Consider the following 13,185-nt stretch of genomic DNA (forward strand, 5'->3'; position numbering starts at 1 on the left):
GAGATGCTCGGGTCAAGCCCGAGCATGACGCTCTGTTCCGACGCCGAAGACACCGGCATCAACGCGCCGACTCGCACACGCGCGCCTATGCGCGTGAAAAAGCCATCGTCTGCCCCTATATTGTCGTTTCGAATCAGGATCATCGCGGGCGCTCGCTCGCCCGTGCAAGGACGACTTCATGACCGACGCTGCGCTCAGCGCCCAGCCCGATGATTACGGCGCCGATTCCATCAAGGTTCTCAAGGGTCTGGATGCCGTCCGCAAGCGGCCGGGCATGTATATCGGCGACACCGACGACGGCTCCGGCCTGCATCACATGGTCTACGAGGTCGTCGACAACGCGATCGACGAGGCGCTGGCAGGCCATGCCGACCTCGTCACGGTGACGCTGAACGCCGACGGATCGGTCACGGTCAGCGACAACGGCCGCGGGATCCCCACCGATATCCACAGCGAGGAAGGCATCTCGGCGGCCGAGGTCATCATGACCCAGCTCCACGCCGGCGGTAAGTTCGACCAGAATTCCTACAAGGTCTCGGGCGGCCTGCACGGCGTCGGCGTCTCCGTCGTCAACGCGCTCTCGGTTTCGCTCAAGTTGCGCATCTGGCGCGGCGGGCACGAGCATTTCATGGAATTCCGCCATGGCGACGCGGTTGCCCCGCTCGCTGTGGTCGGCCCGCAGGGTGACCGGCGCGGCACCGAGGTCACCTTCCTGCCGTCGCAGGAAACCTTCACCATGGTGGAGTTCGACTACAAGACGCTGGAGCACCGGCTGCGGGAGCTCGCCTTCCTGAACTCGGGCGTGCGCATCGTCCTCACCGATGCCCGCCATGCCGAGGTCATCCGCGAAGAGCTGATGTACGATGGCGGCGTCGAGGCCTTCGTGCGCTATCTCGACCGCGCCAAGACCCCGGTGATCGAGAAGCCGATCATGCTGACCTCGGAGAAGGACGGCATCACCGTCGACGTCGCGTTGTGGTGGAACGACAGCTACCACGAGAACGTGCTCTGCTTCACCAACAACATCCCGCAGCGCGACGGCGGCACGCACCTCGCCGGCTTCCGCGCCGCGCTGACCCGCCAGATCACTGGCTACGCCGAAAGCTCGGGCATCTCGAAGAAGGAGAAGGTCTCGCTCACCGGCGACGACTGCCGCGAGGGCCTGACCGCGATCGTCTCGGTCAAGGTGCCCGATCCGAAGTTCTCCTCGCAGACCAAGGATAAGCTGGTCTCCTCGGAAGTCCGTCCGGTTGTCGAGAACGTCGTCAACCAGGCGCTGTCCGAGTGGCTGGAAGAGCATCCGAACGAGGCCAAGACCATCGTCGGCAAGGTGGCGGAAGCCGCTGCCGCGCGCGAGGCCGCCCGCAAGGCGCGCGACCTCACTCGCCGCAAAGGCGCGCTCGATATCGCCTCGCTCCCCGGCAAACTGGCTGATTGCCAGGAGCGCGATCCGGCCAAGTCGGAACTCTTCATCGTCGAGGGCGACTCGGCCGGTGGCTCCGCCAAGCAGGGCCGCGCCCGCGAATACCAGGCCGTGCTGCCGCTGCGCGGCAAGATCCTGAACGTCGAGCGGGCGCGCTTCGACAAGATGCTCTCCTCCGACCAGGTCGGCACGCTGATCACGGCGCTCGGCGCCGGCATCGGCCGGGCCGAGGCCGATCAGGGCGGCTTCAACCTGGCGAAGCTGCGCTACCACAAGATCATCATCATGACCGACGCCGACGTCGACGGCGCCCATATCCGCACGCTGCTGCTGACCTTCTTCTACCGGCAGATGCCGGAGCTGATCGATGCCGGCCATCTCTTCATCGCCCAACCGCCGCTCTACAAGGCGGCGCGCGGCAAGAGCCATGTCTATCTCAAGGATGAGCGGGCGCTGGAACAGTACCTGATCGACTCGACGCTGGACGGGGCGACCTTCCGCACCAGCGAGGGCGTCGAGCGCGGCGGCGCCGATCTGCGGGTCCTGATCGAGGAGGCCCGCAACGTCCGCAACGCGCTGTCGCAGCTGCATTCGCGCTATGACCGGCGCGTCGTCGAGCAGATGGCGATCGCCGGCGTTCTGCATCCGATCGGCGAGGACAACGAGGCCCAGGCGAACGAGGCGGCGGCCCGTGTCGCGCAACGGCTCGATGCGATCTCGGACGAGCTGGAGCGCGGCTGGGAAGGCAAGGTCAGCGAGGGCGGCTTCATCTTCTCCCGCATGGTCCGCGGCGTGAAGCAGGCGGCGACGATCGACGCCGGCCTGCTCGCCAGCGCCGAGGCCCGGAAACTCGATGCCGCGGCGGTTTCCCTGCAGGAGGCCTATTCCAAGCCGGCGGTGCTCGGCCGCAAGGGCGATTCCTTCACGATCAACGGCCCGACCGACTTGTTCGACGCGGTCTCGACCATCGGCAAGAAGGGCGTTGCGCTACAGCGCTACAAAGGGTTGGGCGAGATGAACCCCGACCAGCTCTGGGAGACGACGCTCGACCGCGACGTCCGGACCCTCCTGCGCGTCAAGAACGACCAGAACGACGAGGCCGACGATCTCTTCGTCAAGCTGATGGGCGACGTCGTCGAGCCGCGGCGCGAGTTCATCCAGACGAACGCGCTCAACGCGACGGTCGATATCTAATCCCGGCTCCGAAGCCGGCTCATCTGTTCAAAAAAGCCCGCGCAGATCGCGATCTGCGCGGGCTTTGCTTTACTTGAAGCCGATCAGAACACCGTCCGCGCCAAGCGAAAGCTGCAGGCCCTTGCGTCGCGTGGCCAGCTTGAGGGTCACGCCTTTGTCGTTGCGCAGCCAGAGCGTGCCGCGCCCTTGGTCGCCAAGCGCCCAGCCTTCGCGCAGCTGGAGATAGGCGCCGGGAAAGTCGTCGAGCCGGGTCAGCCCGTAGACGGTGCCGTTCGCCGTCAGCTTCGACGCGCCGATGCCGCCGATGCCGAGCCCGCCAGCCGTAATCGCATGATTTCGGCCGCGGAAGCTGAGCGTGCCGCCGCCCACCTGGCCTGACCCGATGAAGGCGACCTGGATTTGCTCGATGCGAACCTTGCCCGTCGCCGGGCCGAGATTGCGCTGCTGCGCGCTGGCCGGCACAGCCAGCATCAAGACCGCTACGAGCAGGGAAAGTGCCTTTGCAATGTGCTTCATCATGGTCTCCTCGCTTCAGAAGGGATTGACGTAGTTGGTGATCGCGATCTGCCGCAGCAGGACCTTGCGGATCACATGGGCCGCCTCCACGCGATCGGTAAAGATCGCCGCCGTACCGATACTGCCCGCGGGCAGGGAACGGGCGAAAGCCTCGTCGTCGAGCCTCACGCGCACCACGAAGGGAGCAGCCTTGATCGCGGTCGGCGTGACGGCCGCGCCGGAAGTCTGGACCTGCCCGGTCGAAACCGCCTGCAGGATGCTTTCGACCTTGCCCGTCTGCACCGTTCCCGGCGTCATCTTGAAGGTGAACTCGACCGGCTGCCCCGCAGCGAGATAGCGCGCATCGATCTGGTTGATCTCGATGCCGATGATCGTGTCCGCCGTATCGATGAAGGCCATGACCGGCGAGAGCGGCAGGCTGGAGACGCGGGCGCCCTTGCGCAGCGCGACATTCGTGACATAGCCGTCGGCCGGTGCGCGGACCGTCGTCTTCTCCAGATTCCATTGCGCTCCGACGAGCTGGGCCCGCAATTGATCAACCGAGGCCTGCCGCTCCTCGACGTCGAAAGCGCGGCCGGTGCCCTGGGTCTGCAGCTGGGTCATCTGGGAGAGACGGGTCTCCTGAAGCTTGAGCTGCGCCTGGATCGCATCGAGCTGGGCCTGAAACGGCGTCGGATCGATCCGAAAGAGCACATCCCCGGCCTTCAATGGCTGGTTGGCCTGGACGGGAACCTCGATCACTTCGCCGGCGACGTCGGGAACGATCGCGACCGAATTGCGCACTACCAGCACGCTGCCCTGAGGGGCGCCCCAGTTCATCGGGATGAACAGGCCAATGAGCAGCAGCAGGAGGACGAGGATCGGCGAAACCTTCCAGAACAGGTTGAACGGCACGACCCTGAGCTTCACCAGGATGAAGAGCAGGGCGAGATAGGTGTTGAGAAGGACGACAATCATCGCGCCGCCTCCGCCTCGGAGGACGGATGGCCTCGCTTCGCCGGCACGTCGACATAAGCCCAGATCAGCACGACCGGCCAGAGGACGAAGCCGAGGAAGAGGGTGATCCAGCCGCCGATCGAGACCGCCTCGGCCCAGGGGTGGTTGCGCCGGCGGGCAACCATGCCCGGCCACATCGCCATGAAGACGATGACGAAGACCGTGCTGGCGACCAGCACCACCAGAACGAGCCAGGCAAAGAGATCAAGGCCGGACATTGTTGCTTCCTTCGTTCATGCGCAGCCTCGAGTCGTTGGATTGAGCGGCGGCAGCGCGTTCCCCGAGCCTCGCCGTGAGGCGTCGCTCTCCTTGCGAAAGGCGATTGCAGCTCCCGCCAGCCGTGCACCCGCCTCGCGATCCCAGGTCTGACCGGCGCCGAAGAGGCTTCGCTCAAGCAGCACGATGGCCGAGCCCAGTTCGCCGGTCGAACGCGCCTGCACTTGCTGGTCGCCCGGCAGGCGCTGGAGCCATTGGATGAGCGCCCGGTAGGTTGCCGAAGCGTCTCCCGCTTTGGCCGTCCGCGCTAGCTCCCGTCGCGCCGCGGCTTCCGACGAGCGATGGCGCTGCTCGGCCCGCTGCCAGAGACCAGTCAATCTGGCGCGAAGCAGGATCAGGCCAAGAGCCAGCGCGGCGAGAACGAAGCCGGCTGCGAGCCACAGGGGGCTCAACGTCCAACCCATCCGAGCTTCCGAACGGCCAGCGGCTGCCGCCGCGACGGTGACAGTGACGCCGGGCAGCGTTTCCGTGCGCGCCTGCTTGCCCGAGAGGCTCCACCAGGGCTGTACCAGCGCCGGCAGATCATAGGCCCCGGCCTTCTCGAAGACATAGGTGACCTTGTCGGTGCGGTGGCCTTCGACGGCACCGCGGTTGCTGCGATCCTCGACGACCGGCGGATCGGCATAGACGCGCACGCCCTCCGGCGCCGCGAATTTGAACTCGGCCATGCCGAGCGCCGGCACGCCATCCGCCTGCCGCCGGATCAGCCGGACGAGCGCGCTGCCAGGCTTGAGCCGCGCAGTCCGGGGATCAGGCGACCAGCTCTGCTCGACCCTGACGCCATCGGCAGCGAGCACCGGGCCGGATGGATCGATGCCGGGCGGCACGGTTATTGCGATCCGCATCGGCTCGCCCTTCGCCGAACCCGTCGCCTCCCCGCCCCGGTCAAGGAACGTCACGCTCGGTGCCGGAACGGCGATCTCGCCACCGCGGCGCGGGAAGAGGACGAATTCGAAGCTCTGGCCCACATAGTCCTGATCGCCGATCCGCTCCCGCATCGTGGTCGCCTGCGTCTCGAAGCGCAGGATCTGCGCACCGGGCGCCTCGGGGATGCCGACCCGCGGCGGATGAACCATCTCGCCCGGAAACAGAACCTCGACGTCGAGCCGCACCGGCTGGCCGATGACGATGCCCTGTGTAGGGTCGATCTTCGTGCGGATCACGGGCTTGCTCTCGGGCTCCTGTGCCCAGGCGAGGCCCGCAACAAGCGTGCAGATAAGGACCGTGGCGAGCCTCATGGCGCCGCTCCGCTCGGCGCTGCCTGGAGTTGATAGGCGAACTTGGCCCGCAGGAAATCGGCCGGCCGCGTCTGGACACGCTTCAGCCAGAGCGCGCGGACCTGCTCATCCGACATCGGCTTCTCGCCCTCCACCGTGGAATCCTCGCCGCCCTTCTTCGTCTTGTCGAAGACGATCTCGTCGGGCTTGTCGTCGGTGTTGCCGGTCTCGCCGCCTTCCGTCTTCTTCCGCTCGCCGCGAATCCGGGCGATCTCGCGATTCTTGAGTGCCTCCGGCCAAGCTGGGCGCAGCGCGAGCGCACGGTCATAGCGCTTCAGCGCGTCGTCATACTGGCCCAGCATCACCAGCGCGTCGCCTTGATTGAAAGCACCTTCGGCCGTGTCACGGGCAGCGAAGGCCTGGGCCGCCTCCTTGAACTCCCCGGCCCGGAACAGCGCAACGCCGCGCCAGAGCGGATCACGAAAAGCCGTTGCGGCATCCGCCGGACGATTCTGGCTCATCAACATGCGACCACGCTGATCCGGCGTCAGCCAGAGATCGCGCCAGCCGATCCGATGTGCCGCAGCCAGCAGCGCCAGGACCGCGGCAAGCGCGATGGCCGCATAGGGAGAGGACAACAGCGAGCGGGCGCGTTTCATGTCAGCACCCAACCGCGGCGGAACCAGAACAGGGCCAACAGGGCGAGCAGCGGAACCAGCCAATAGCCGGCTTCGCGCCAATGCTCGCCTTCCCCCGCCACACTGGCCGCGGCATCGCTGCTGTCGAGCCGGCGCAGGACGGCGGTGACATCGACCTGATCCGGCGTCGTCGGGATCGTCGTGGCACCCATGGCACGCGCCGCGTCGGCCACGCCGCTCGTATCGGTGTCCGGCGGCACCAGCGCGAGCAGCGTCACGGCCGGTCCCTTGTTCCCCGCCAGATCGGCCGCCGCCTCCGGCGCTATCGTATCCGCCATGACCAGGATCGAGCCGCCATCGGCGCTGCTGGCGAGCGCGCGTCTGGCCAGCGTCAGCGCCCCGGCGAGATCGTCTCCCTCCTTCGGCATGATCCGCGGCGAGAGTGCCTTGGCGAGATCGAGCACCACGCCACTGTCCGGCGTCGCCGGCAGCACGAGATGCGCCGAACCGGCATAGGCGACGAGTGCGGTCGACGCCCCCTCTCGCGCCGCGAGAATATCGGCGAGCTTCTGCCGGGCGCGGTCGAGCCGCGTCGGCGCGAGATCCTGCGTCAGCATGGACGGAGTGACCTTGAGTACGACTGCGACGGCAGGCTTGGCCTGCGCGAAGGGCGAGGGCTCGCGCTGCCAGGCAGGGCCGGCTACGGCGAGCGTCGCGATGATCCAGACCAGGAAGAGCCAATCCGACGGGGTGATGCGCTTGTGCCTGTCTGCCCCGACGAGGAGATAAGGCAGCAGTGCCGGATCGATGACGCCGCGCCATTGCTGCAACGCGTCCGAGCTGCGGCGCTCGATCAGCCAGAGCGCAGCCGCCGGGAGCAACGCCAGCAGCCAGAGCGGCCGCAGGAAATGGAAGGCGGCGAGCGCGTCCATCATCGCAACGCTCCCGCTATCGCTGCGGGTTCGGAAGGCTCCCGGCGCCGGTGGCGGCGCAGCAGGAACAGCGCCTGCGCAAGCAGGCTCAGCACCAGCATGCCCGCCACCGGAACCCAGTAGACGTCGAGGCGCGGGCGGAAGCTCACCGTATCGATATGGCGGGTCTCGATCTCGTCGAGCCGGCGGTAGATGTCGGCAAGCTGCGTCCGGTCGAGCGCACGGAAAAAGCCGCCGCCGGTCGTGTCAGCGACCTCCTTCAGCGCGGCTTCGTCGAGCTTGTCCTCCCCCGCTGCCTGCGGATCGCCGACGGCGACCGTGTGGATGACGATGCCCTTGTCCCTGGCGACACGCGCGGCCTCGGCGGGCGGGACCTTGCTCATGGTGTCGTTGCCGTCGGTGAGCGCGATGATCGTCTTGGCCTTCACGGTGCTCTTTGCGAACAGGCCGATACCGAGGCCGATGGCATCACCGAACGCCGTGCGTGGGCCGGCCATGCCGACATCGGTGTCGCGCAGCATGGCGCGGCACAACTCAAGATCCGTGGTGAAGGGCACGAGCGCGAACGGCGCATCGCCGAAGACGACCACGCCGACGCGATCGCCCTTGCGGCGCGAAAGAAAATCGTCGAGCACCTGTTTCACCGCGGTGAGCCGATCGACGGTCTTGCCGGAAGCGTCGACGAAATCCCTGGTGTCCATCGAACCGGAGAGATCGACCAGGACGAGCAGGTCGCGGGTCGGCACCTCGCGGTGCAGAGGCGGCTCGATCCATTGCGGCCGTGCGAGCGCGGCAAGCGTCAAAAGCCAGGCCAATGTCAGCAACAGCAGGCGCCCGAGATGGCGCCGCGCGACCACGCCCCCGGAATAGGGCCTTTCCCCGCTCAACCTGGCCAAGCGCTCGAAGAAGGGCACCCGCAGACCAGCGCGTCGCTCGGCATGGGCGGGCAGTGCGAACCAGACGAGCAGCGGCAGCGGCGCGAGCAATCCGACCCAGGGATAGGCGAAGGAGAGCATCGTCACCTCCGTCCTGAGACACGGCCGTGCTGGCCTTGCAACCAGGCCCTGGCTTCGGCGAGCAGCGCCGCGCAATCCTGCGCAGGCGCGCCTTCATTCGCTGCGAACACAGCGTCCGGACGGGCGACCAACCGGTCAAGCGGCATGCCTGCCGGCGCCGTCTCCCGGAGGAAGGTCGCCCAGGACGAGCCGGTCAGGGAGGCCACGCGCTCCCGGCCATAGGCGACCATCGCCGCGCGCTTGAGCACGGCCGAAACAGCGCCGGCCGCATCGCCGCCTTGCGCCGCCGCATCGATTTCGGCGGCGGCGCGACGCAGATAGGCGTCGGCGCGATAGCGCCGCAGGGCACGCCAGCCAGCCACGGCCAGCGCCGCGACCACCGCACCTCCCACGATCCAGACGCCCGCGGCCGGCGGCCAGAAGGAGATCGCCGGCGGCAATGCCAGATCGGCCAGATTGGCGAGGTCGCCGGGATCGGCGCTCATGGCGCCCTCCCGCCGGCATTGGCGGACTTCTGCGCCTGCCGCCGGCCGATCAGCTCGCGCATCTGCTCGGCCACGTCGCGATCAGGCGAGATCGGCAGCACCGGGATGGCGCGGCTGCGGGAGAGTTCGGCAAGACGCGCCCGCCACTCGACCCGCTCATCGCGGAATCGCCGGCGCAGGGCCCCTCCCGAGGCGTCGACCTCGATCTGCGCCTGTCCCGAGCTGAAGGTCGCGCGCCCGACATCCGGAAGATCCTGCTCCAGCGGGTCCTGGATGAAGACGGCCAGGACATCGTTATGGGCACACAGGCGGGTCACCAGCCGCCGGGTTTCGTCGTTCTCGCCGTCGAGATCGGAGATGATGCAGATCAGCCCGTCATGCGCCGCCATGCGCGCCGCCGCAGCGAGGGCCTCGTTGAGCCGGCCAGGTCCTTGAGCGGAGAAAGACGCGTGTTCGAGCGCGGCGTTCTGCCGGGCAACCTCGCTGAGGACACGTACGGCACCCAGGTCACGGGCCCGGGGTTTCACGGTCACGACCTCGTCGTCACCGAAGACGACAGCCCCGACGCGGTCGCCGAGGGAGGTGACACGCCAGGCGGCGAGCGCTGCAGCCTCGGCGGCGGCGACCGCCTTCATCGCACGCCTGCTGCCGAAGAACATCGTGCTGCGCTGGTCGACAAGCAGGATGACCGGGCGGTCGCGCTCCTCGGAATAGACGCGCACATGCGGGCTGCCGAGCCGCGCGGTGGCGAGCCAGTCGATGGTGCGGGTGTCGTCGCCCTCGCAATAGTGCCGCAGTTCCTCGAAATTCAGGCCCCGCCCGCGCAGGCGCGAGGCATGGCGCCCAGCGAGCAGGCTATGCACGGGCTGGCGCGGCAGGAAGCTGAAACCACGCGCGCGGTGCTTGAGGCGCAGCAGGTCGTCGAGCGTGGCGAAGGCGCGGGCTCCCGCGGCCGGAGCCGGCCCTCCCGTCCTCGCCCTCTCCCGCATCAACGCCATGACGCGCCTCGCTACGCCGCAACAGCGACCTGTTTGACCACCTCGTCCAACACCGCATCGGGACTGACGCCTTCGGCGCCCGCCTCGTAGCCGAGCGAAATCCGGTGCCGCAGGCAGTCATGCGCCACGGCCTGCACATCCTCCGGCGTGACGTAGTCGCGCCCCCGCAGCCAGGCAAAGGTCCGCGAGCACTTGTCGAGCGCAAGTGTGCCGCGCGGGCTGGCGCCGACCGCGATCCAGTTCTTGAGGTGGTCGCCATATTCGGCGGGCCGCCGCGTCGCTGCGATGAGCGCGACCATATAGGCCTCCACGACATCCTTCGTCGTCACCCGGTCGATCTCGGCGCGGGCATCGAAGATCGCCTGCTGCGGGATCGACGCGGGTGTCACCGGCGGCTTCGCGTTCGCGGCGGCGTTCTCGGAACGCACGAGCCGCATCACCTTCACCTCGTCCGCATCGGAGGGGTAGTCGATGCGGACATGCATCAGGAAGCGGTCCATCTGCGCCTCGGGCAGCGGATAGGTGCCCTCCTGCTCGATCGGATTCTGCGTGGCGAGAACCATGAAGAGCGGCGGCAGATCGTAACGCTTGCCGGCCACGGTGACGTGGCGCTCCTCCATCGCCTCGAGCAAGGCCGACTGCACCTTGGGCGGGGCGCGGTTGATCTCGTCGGCCAGGACGAGATTGCCGAAGACCGGGCCCTTGCGGAATTCGAACTGTCCATCGGCGCGCAGGATCTCGCCGCCGGTCACGTCAGAGGGTAGCAGATCCGGTGTGAACTGGATGCGGCTGAAGTCGGATTCGAGATTTGCCGAGAGGCTCTTGATCGCCCGCGTCTTGGCGAGGCCCGGCAGTCCTTCGAGCAGGACATTGCCATTGGCCAGCAGCGCGACGACGATGCGCTCGACCACCCGCTCCTGCCCGATGATGTCCGCATTCATCCGGCTCTGCAGGTCATTCACGGCATCGCGCGCGGTCCGCCCGGCTCCATCCATGCCCGATCCCTCAGTTGCACCCTGGATCGGACTGTGGCGAAAGCCGAGCTCAAGTCAGCTGCGTAACCGTTACGGCGGCAGGATGGCGATGACGCCCGCGATATGACGCGGAGAGGCCCTGCGCGGCCTCATCCGGCGCCGTCAAGCGTGTAACCGTAAATGCCGGCTCGGGACGCAAGGTCCGAGCCGGCATTTGTCGGTCTCACGGAATCTTGGGAACGAGATCGTTGCCGAAGCTGTCCGTCTGGCGCGCGAAGCTGTTGCTGCCGGCCTGGATATAGGCAGGTCCGCCAGAGCGCGCCGGGACCGGACCGGGATCAAGATAGCTGCGCTGCGGAGGCACCGACGTCACACTGATCTGCGGCTCCGGCGACGAAGCAGCCTCCTGGGTCGTGCAGGCACCCAGCATGGCGGCGGGGATCATGAGCGTAAGCAAGGCGGCGAAGCGGATTCTGCTGGTGTCGATCATTCGGATCCTCGGCCTCAGCCGTCCTTATGTTGCGTAGTTGCAGTGCATCTCTAGAGGGATCAGCGCTCGCGGACAACGCAACGAAAGCCGACATGGCTGGTGGACGTATCGATCGGCTCGGCGTGACGTGCCGCCGGCCGATAGCGCCGGCAATAATTCGGCGCGCAGAGATGCGAGCCGCCCTTCAGGACCTTGCGCGGGATGCGGACGGCGGGCTGGTGCGGATCGTAGCTTTCGGCTTCCGGGCCGCCGCGCGGGTTCTGCGGCACGCAGCAGGCCTTCGGCGCGTCTCCCTGGTGACGCACAGACCAGAAATCGGCTGTCCACTCCCAGACATTGCCGATCATGTCGTAGAGACCATAGCCGTTCGGCGGGAAGGCTCCGACCGGCGAGGTACGAGCCCAGCCGTCCTCCTTAGTGTTCTCGAACGGGAAGTTCCCCTGCCAGACATTGGCCATGTGCCGGCCATCCGGCATGAGCTCGTCGCCCCAGGCGAATTCAGAGTCCTCGCGGCCGCCCCAGGCGGCGAATTCCCATTCCGCCTCCGTCGGCAGCGCCTTGCCGGCCCAGGCCGCATAGGCCTCGGCATCGCGATAGGCGACATGGACGACGGGGTGATCGTCCAGCCCCTTGAGCGACGAGCCTGCGCCATAGGGCTTGCGCCAGGTCGCACCGAACTTGAAGGTCCACCATTGCGACCAGTCACGCAGATCGACGGGATGCGAAGGCGGGTCGAACATCAGCGACCCCGCCCGCAGCATATGCGGCAAGGCGCCGGGGTAATCCTTCGGATCCGGCGCGAGCTCGGCAAAGGTGACATGGCCCGTCGCCGCGACGAACGCCCGGAACTGCCGGTTCGTCACCGGCGTCGCATCGATCCAGAAGGGCGCGACGCCGACCCGGTGGCTCGGCGCCTCCTCGGCATAGTGATCGTCCGAGCCCATCCGGAACAGGCCGCCGGGGAGATGCACCATTCCATCCGTCCCGGCGCGGGCTTCGATATCCGCGGCATCAGCCATGGTCCCGGTCTCCCTTGCCGTTCTTGCGCTCGCCATCGTCGACAAGCTGCTTGCGCGCCTTCGCCATCGCCTTGCGCAGATCATCGTCGACGGGTGGAAAGCGCGGATCGAGCCGCTCGAGGGCTTCCACGATCGTCGCCGCCACGACGAGCCGCGTGAACCATTTATTGTCGGCCGGCACGACATGCCAGGGTGCCGACTTTGTCGCGGTGGCGGCGATCGCAGCCTGATAGGCTCGCTGGTAATCGTCCCAATGCTCGCGCTCGACGATATCGTTCAGATCGAACTTCCAGTGCTTGTCGGGCTCGTCGATGCGCGCGAGCAACCGACGTTTCTGCTCCTCCCGGGAGAGGTTCAGGAAGAACTTCAGCACCACGGTGCCGTTACGCCCGAGATGTTTCTCGAAGTCGCGAATGCTCTCGAAGCGCTTCGTCCAGAGCTCTTCGCCGACAGGCTCGGGCGGCAGGTTCTGCTTGCGCAGCAGTTCCTCATGGACGCGCACGACCAGCACCTCCTCGTAATAGGAGCGGTTGAAGATGCCGATTTCGCCACGCTCCGGCAGCTTGCAGTTTGCCCGCCACAGGAAGTCGTGGCGAAGCTCCGCCAGGCTCGGAGCCTTGAAGGAATGCACGATGCAACCCTGCGGGTTCACACCGGACATGACGTGCTTGATCGTGCTGTCCTTGCCTGCGGTGTCGATCGCCTGCAGGACGATCAGGATCGACCAGCGCCGCTCGGCGTAGAGGCGCTCCTGGAGGTCGTGCAGGCGCTTGACGCCGGCCTGAAGCAGCTCCCTCGCCTCTTCTTTCTCGATGTCGAGACCGCAGGTTTCGGCCGGATCGAACTGCTTGAGCCGGAAGCTGTCGCCATCGGCGACCCGGAAACGCGCGATGATGTCATCCGGCCGCATCGCCAACCCTTTCTCGCGAAGATCGGCCGCGCAGGCAGCACCGCGGCATTCTACTACACTTCTCCTGCTTGGATCGCATGGCGCCCCAAGAAGGCGCAATC

Annotated in this window: 14 protein-coding genes; 1 reads left to right on the forward strand and 13 read right to left on the reverse strand. The window is 67.1% G+C overall.

All coding sequences use genetic code 11. The annotated features are described in order from the left end of the window. The first annotated feature begins 178 nt into the window (after positions 1 to 178). Positions 179 to 2,617 (forward strand): DNA topoisomerase (ATP-hydrolyzing) subunit B, encoded by a 2,439-nt coding sequence (gene gyrB / locus AC1DIN_RS16175; RefSeq protein WP_441471313.1) that lies wholly within the window; start codon positions 179 to 181, stop codon positions 2,615 to 2,617. Between the two features lie 69 nt (positions 2,618 to 2,686). On the opposite strand, the gene AC1DIN_RS16180 is transcribed toward gyrB, so the two are convergent. From AC1DIN_RS16180 to AC1DIN_RS16240, 13 genes are all read right to left on the reverse strand, one after another. Continuing rightward, positions 2,687 to 3,133, reverse strand: coding sequence for a hypothetical protein (locus AC1DIN_RS16180; protein ID WP_476810524.1), 447 nt, complete (start codon positions 3,131 to 3,133; stop codon positions 2,687 to 2,689). Between the two features lie 15 nt (positions 3,134 to 3,148). After that, positions 3,149 to 4,090, reverse strand: a complete 942-nt coding sequence (locus tag AC1DIN_RS16185; protein WP_476810525.1) for an HlyD family secretion protein — start codon at positions 4,088 to 4,090, stop codon at positions 3,149 to 3,151. After that, the gene (locus tag AC1DIN_RS16190; RefSeq protein ID WP_476766732.1) at positions 4,087 to 4,347 is read right to left on the reverse strand and encodes a DUF3302 domain-containing protein; all 261 of its coding nucleotides are present in this window, start codon (positions 4,345 to 4,347) and stop codon (positions 4,087 to 4,089) included. Before AC1DIN_RS16190 ends, AC1DIN_RS16185 begins: the two co-directional genes overlap by 4 nt. 15 nt (positions 4,348 to 4,362) lie before the next feature. Beyond that, positions 4,363 to 5,643 (reverse strand): BatD family protein, encoded by a 1,281-nt coding sequence (locus tag AC1DIN_RS16195; protein WP_476810526.1) that lies wholly within the window; start codon positions 5,641 to 5,643, stop codon positions 4,363 to 4,365. Beyond that, complete coding sequence (locus AC1DIN_RS16200; protein WP_476810527.1) at positions 5,640 to 6,281, reverse strand: tetratricopeptide repeat protein; 642 nt, start codon at positions 6,279 to 6,281, stop codon at positions 5,640 to 5,642. Before AC1DIN_RS16200 ends, AC1DIN_RS16195 begins: the two co-directional genes overlap by 4 nt. Then, positions 6,278 to 7,195: a VWA domain-containing protein gene (locus tag AC1DIN_RS16205; RefSeq protein ID WP_476810528.1), complete on the reverse strand. Its 918-nt coding sequence runs from the start codon at positions 7,193 to 7,195 to the stop codon at positions 6,278 to 6,280. The genes AC1DIN_RS16200 and AC1DIN_RS16205 overlap by 4 nt, the downstream gene beginning before the upstream one ends. Then, on the reverse strand, positions 7,192 to 8,208 hold the full coding sequence (locus AC1DIN_RS16210) for a VWA domain-containing protein (protein WP_476810529.1): 1,017 nt from the start codon (positions 8,206 to 8,208) through the stop codon (positions 7,192 to 7,194). Before AC1DIN_RS16210 ends, AC1DIN_RS16205 begins: the two co-directional genes overlap by 4 nt. A 2-nt stretch (positions 8,209 to 8,210) precedes the next feature. Next, a complete protein-coding gene (locus AC1DIN_RS16215; RefSeq protein ID WP_476810530.1) occupies positions 8,211 to 8,693 on the reverse strand; it encodes a DUF4381 domain-containing protein in 483 nt (160 codons plus the stop codon). After that, positions 8,690 to 9,691 carry a DUF58 domain-containing protein gene (locus tag AC1DIN_RS16220; RefSeq protein WP_476810531.1) on the reverse strand — a complete coding sequence of 334 codons (1,002 nt, stop codon included), beginning with the start codon at positions 9,689 to 9,691 and terminating at the stop codon, positions 8,690 to 8,692. Before AC1DIN_RS16220 ends, AC1DIN_RS16215 begins: the two co-directional genes overlap by 4 nt. 11 nt (positions 9,692 to 9,702) lie before the next feature. Continuing rightward, positions 9,703 to 10,686 carry an AAA family ATPase gene (locus AC1DIN_RS16225; protein WP_476810532.1) on the reverse strand — a complete coding sequence of 328 codons (984 nt, stop codon included), beginning with the start codon at positions 10,684 to 10,686 and terminating at the stop codon, positions 9,703 to 9,705. A gap of 202 nt (positions 10,687 to 10,888) precedes the next feature. Further along, positions 10,889 to 11,155 (reverse strand): hypothetical protein, encoded by a 267-nt coding sequence (locus AC1DIN_RS16230; RefSeq protein WP_441471227.1) that lies wholly within the window; start codon positions 11,153 to 11,155, stop codon positions 10,889 to 10,891. Between the two features lie 59 nt (positions 11,156 to 11,214). Then, positions 11,215 to 12,174 carry a formylglycine-generating enzyme family protein gene (locus AC1DIN_RS16235; protein WP_476810533.1) on the reverse strand — a complete coding sequence of 320 codons (960 nt, stop codon included), beginning with the start codon at positions 12,172 to 12,174 and terminating at the stop codon, positions 11,215 to 11,217. After that, positions 12,167 to 13,084, reverse strand: coding sequence for a polyphosphate kinase 2 family protein (locus AC1DIN_RS16240; protein WP_476810534.1), 918 nt, complete (start codon positions 13,082 to 13,084; stop codon positions 12,167 to 12,169). The genes AC1DIN_RS16235 and AC1DIN_RS16240 overlap by 8 nt, the downstream gene beginning before the upstream one ends. Positions 13,085 to 13,185: the final 101 nt, after the last annotated feature.

This window comes from Allobosea sp. 05T438 (genome assembly GCF_056396025.1).

Excerpts from the sequence above, each read along its gene's own strand:
- gyrB (WP_441471313.1), top strand. The coding sequence starts at position 179 with ATGACCGACGCTGCGCTCAGCGCCCAGCCCGATGATTACGGCGCCGAT.
- AC1DIN_RS16180 (WP_476810524.1), bottom strand. The coding sequence starts at position 3,133 with ATGAAGCACATTGCAAAGGCACTTTCCCTGCTCGTAGCGGTCTTGATG.
- AC1DIN_RS16185 (WP_476810525.1), bottom strand. The coding sequence starts at position 4,090 with ATGATTGTCGTCCTTCTCAACACCTATCTCGCCCTGCTCTTCATCCTG.
- AC1DIN_RS16190 (WP_476766732.1), bottom strand. The coding sequence starts at position 4,347 with ATGTCCGGCCTTGATCTCTTTGCCTGGCTCGTTCTGGTGGTGCTGGTC.
- AC1DIN_RS16195 (WP_476810526.1), bottom strand. The coding sequence starts at position 5,643 with ATGAGGCTCGCCACGGTCCTTATCTGCACGCTTGTTGCGGGCCTCGCC.
- AC1DIN_RS16200 (WP_476810527.1), bottom strand. The coding sequence starts at position 6,281 with ATGAAACGCGCCCGCTCGCTGTTGTCCTCTCCCTATGCGGCCATCGCG.
- AC1DIN_RS16205 (WP_476810528.1), bottom strand. The coding sequence starts at position 7,195 with ATGATGGACGCGCTCGCCGCCTTCCATTTCCTGCGGCCGCTCTGGCTG.
- AC1DIN_RS16210 (WP_476810529.1), bottom strand. The coding sequence starts at position 8,208 with ATGCTCTCCTTCGCCTATCCCTGGGTCGGATTGCTCGCGCCGCTGCCG.
- AC1DIN_RS16215 (WP_476810530.1), bottom strand. The coding sequence starts at position 8,693 with ATGAGCGCCGATCCCGGCGACCTCGCCAATCTGGCCGATCTGGCATTG.
- AC1DIN_RS16220 (WP_476810531.1), bottom strand. The coding sequence starts at position 9,691 with ATGGCGTTGATGCGGGAGAGGGCGAGGACGGGAGGGCCGGCTCCGGCC.
- AC1DIN_RS16225 (WP_476810532.1), bottom strand. The coding sequence starts at position 10,686 with ATGGATGGAGCCGGGCGGACCGCGCGCGATGCCGTGAATGACCTGCAG.
- AC1DIN_RS16230 (WP_441471227.1), bottom strand. The coding sequence starts at position 11,155 with ATGATCGACACCAGCAGAATCCGCTTCGCCGCCTTGCTTACGCTCATG.
- AC1DIN_RS16235 (WP_476810533.1), bottom strand. The coding sequence starts at position 12,174 with ATGGCTGATGCCGCGGATATCGAAGCCCGCGCCGGGACGGATGGAATG.
- AC1DIN_RS16240 (WP_476810534.1), bottom strand. The coding sequence starts at position 13,084 with ATGCGGCCGGATGACATCATCGCGCGTTTCCGGGTCGCCGATGGCGAC.